The sequence below is a fragment of the Exiguobacterium sp. SH31 genome (assembly GCF_001816105.1).
GTDB classification, from domain to species: domain Bacteria; phylum Bacillota; class Bacilli; order Exiguobacteriales; family Exiguobacteriaceae; genus Exiguobacterium; species Exiguobacterium aurantiacum_A.
Map to the genome: position 1 here is coordinate 1 of NZ_LYTG01000094.1, position 3,049 is coordinate 3,049.

Genomic DNA, 3,049 nt, shown 5'->3' on the forward strand with positions numbered 1-3,049 from the left:
CGCATGGTACAGTTTTAGGTCATAGATTTCTAGGAATTATTTTGCGAAAAATGGTTCAAAATGAAATCAAGTTTACATACGTAACACTTTTTGAAAAGCAAAAAGGACTAATTAATCTATTCGAAAAATTTGGATTTTCTCCATGGGGAGTCAAAGAGAATGGAGAGTTAGTTTATTTCAAAGATGATACTGCTCATTCAGACTTGTATAAAGACTTTCCAAAGATTAATTTAAAATCTAATAACAAAAGTTATTTGTTGTCAATTTACCCTAAATATCATACTTTACTTTTTCCGGATTCTCGCTTAAACACAGAGCGAAGTCATGTGATTGAAGATCTCTCTTTCACAAATACAACGGAGAAAATTTACCTAACTAGAATTTCTCAAGTAGCAGATATAAGTATCGGTGATTTAATTGTTATTTATCGAACCAGAGAGGAGAATATGTCTGCTGAATATTCATCGGTTGCAACAAGTATTTGTTCTGTTCTCGAAGTGAAAAACATTTCAGACTTTAAAAACCAAGATGAATTCATGAGTTATTGTAGTAAAGGTACAATTTTTACACAGGATGAACTGAATTCTTTTTGGAAATCAAAGAAATACCCACATATAATCAAAATGCTATATAATGTTCCTTTGAATAAGCGTATCATTCGCAAAAGACTTATAGAAGAAATCGGTATGGATAGAGATGCGTATTGGGGCTTTATTGATCTGACTGATGATCAAATTAGAGATATTATAGAAATAGGTGAGGTTAGTGAAGGTTTTATTATCGATTAAGCCAGAGTTTGTCGAACAAATTATAAATGGAAACAAAAAGTTTGAATATAGAAAAACAATTTTTAGACGGAAAGATATTTCTTCAATAATTGTTTATGCGACAAAACCTTATGGGAAAGTTGTAGGAGAGTTCGAGATAGAGAATATTATGGTTGACGAGCCTGAGGCTATCTGGAAAAAAACCAAAGAACATTCAGGGATATCTTCTGAATATTTCTATGATTATTTTGAAGGGAAAAATGTAGGATATGCAATTCAAATTAAACGATTCATTGAATATACTTCTCCTGTGGATTTGAAGTCATTTAATTCGAGTTTAAAAGCTGCACCTCAATCGTTTTGTTACGTTGAATAATGAAAGAGAGGTGATATTGATGAAATATACTTTTGTTTCAGGCGTACATGGCGTTGGAAAGACTACTATGCTTAACGAATTAAGCAAGAAATATGCAGTAGATTGTTATTCAATAAGTGACCTTATCAGAAAACATGGGAAAAGTATTCGAGTTGAGGAAAAGAAAACTAAAGAACTTTTACCCAATCAAGAAGCATGGATTTACGAGCTAAATCAGCTTGAACTAGAGCAAGGAACGAACTTGATTTTAGACGGACACTTTTGCTTAATAAATTCGTACAATGAAATTTCGGAAATTCCATTTGATGTACTGGATCGTACAGAGATTGAGCGTATTGTTTTGGTGACTGCCGATGAAAGGTTAATTCAACAACGATTACACCTTCGGGATAAATATGAATGGGACTTAGATCGAATTAAAGAATTTCAAAAACGTGAAACCGAAAGGGCATATCTTTACGCTTCAACTTATAATATCCCTCTCTATCGGTACGACGGCAATGATTCAATTGTAAAAATTTCGGAGTTTCTTGGCTTGTCTAAGGACGTGGTATGAAATATGACAACTCATCAACTTAAAATTAATAAAGATTTTTTTGAAGCTGTTTATAATGGTTTTAAAACCTTTGAAATTCGTTTTAATGACAGAGACTTTAAAGTTTCAGATACTGTAGTTTTAAATGAAATAGACGATAATCGTGTGTTTACCGGTCGAAGTTTAAGTGCAACCATAACCTATATATCAGACTATGAACAAAAACCTGGATATGTTGTTTTCGGGATTAAAAAAATTCAATGAAACCAAAAACCACCTCAATGAACTGCCCCAAAAGTTGGACCTGTAAGTCCAATCTCAAAGGTAGTTCAGCAGGTGGTTTTTGTTTGCGCTTATTTAGTTATTTAATATCAATAGCAAAATAGTTCGTTAGGGTGGAATAATTTATAAAGATGTAACTTAAGCCCGATAATAATAATTCTCACGTTGAAAATAATGGTAATTCGTAATAATATTTAAACATAAGTTACCTTTTAAATAACATTAACTGAGAAGAGAGGCGTTTTACTATGTCAATGAAGAAGAACGTTATTACTGGTTTAATTGTAGCAGGTCTTGTTTCTACCTCAGCACTTCCTACATATGCAGCAGGAAACTATTCTTTAAGCAGTAGTCATGAGAATGCATTATCTAATGGTGCAATAGACTTCAATAATCCAGATCAGAGAACCGTGATCAGTGAGGTCTTGACCTTTGATGAGGTAGTAAAACAAATATCTGACGAAGAAGGAATCACTGAGGAAGAAGCAGCAAGTCAAGTTATAGAAGGAACTTCAGCACCGACATCAAAAAAATCGCTGAGAAATCCTCAAAACTTATCTGGAATCACTTCCTCTTCACAAGCTGTTACAGCAGCAACGGCAACCTACAGAACAATTTCTACCATTTTTACAGTTAAAAGTGAATACAAGCCTTCCTTAAAATTCTACTGCCAAACAGATGAAGGTGGGGCTTCCTTTAGAGCGATTAAAAAAATCTTGAATGTTGGTATGAATAGAAAGACTTATGGGGGTACTCTTACAAAGGGATTTGATGGATCTGTGTACGCGCATTTACAAAGCCCTAATCGAATTTTTTGGATTGTGAATGGAGATTTTTATAATAACAACACTGTTACTACAAACGGAGCAGTAAACATTGGACTAAATCAAGCGGCATCTGTAAATTTTGGGGTATCTTCAACAACTAGTCATTATAAGTATATTTATTTGGACGGATATACTTATTTTTAATAATGACATTCTGTGATTAAATATAATTAAATAGTTCCTAACCAGGAGTTTGAAATCATACCATTATTTTTAATAAGTAATGGTATGATTTACGTTGATAGTGAAAAGGAGTCTTTTC

The 3,049-nt window shown here is 33.0% G+C and carries 5 protein-coding genes; all 5 read left to right on the plus strand.

Features of this window, described 5'->3' with window-relative positions:
* On the plus strand, positions 1–788 hold a 788-nt coding region (locus A6395_RS16005; RefSeq protein ID WP_071399387.1), incomplete at its 5' end, for a hypothetical protein.
* The gene (locus A6395_RS13180) at positions 766–1,143 is read left to right on the plus strand and encodes an ASCH domain-containing protein (protein WP_071399388.1); all 378 of its coding nucleotides are present in this window, start codon (positions 766–768) and stop codon (positions 1,141–1,143) included. The genes A6395_RS16005 and A6395_RS13180, both read left to right, overlap by 23 nt.
* 19 nt (positions 1,144–1,162) lie before the next feature.
* Positions 1,163–1,699 carry an ATP-binding protein gene (locus tag A6395_RS13185; RefSeq protein WP_071399389.1) on the plus strand — a complete coding sequence of 179 codons (537 nt, stop codon included), beginning with the start codon at positions 1,163–1,165 and terminating at the stop codon, positions 1,697–1,699.
* 3 nt (positions 1,700–1,702) lie between these two features.
* Complete coding sequence (locus A6395_RS13190) at positions 1,703–1,942, plus strand: DUF3850 domain-containing protein (RefSeq protein ID WP_071399390.1); 240 nt, start codon at positions 1,703–1,705, stop codon at positions 1,940–1,942.
* A 272-nt stretch (positions 1,943–2,214) separates the two neighbouring features.
* Positions 2,215–2,931, plus strand: coding sequence for a hypothetical protein (locus tag A6395_RS13195; RefSeq protein ID WP_071399391.1), 717 nt, complete (start codon positions 2,215–2,217; stop codon positions 2,929–2,931).
* Positions 2,932–3,049 lie beyond the last annotated feature (118 nt).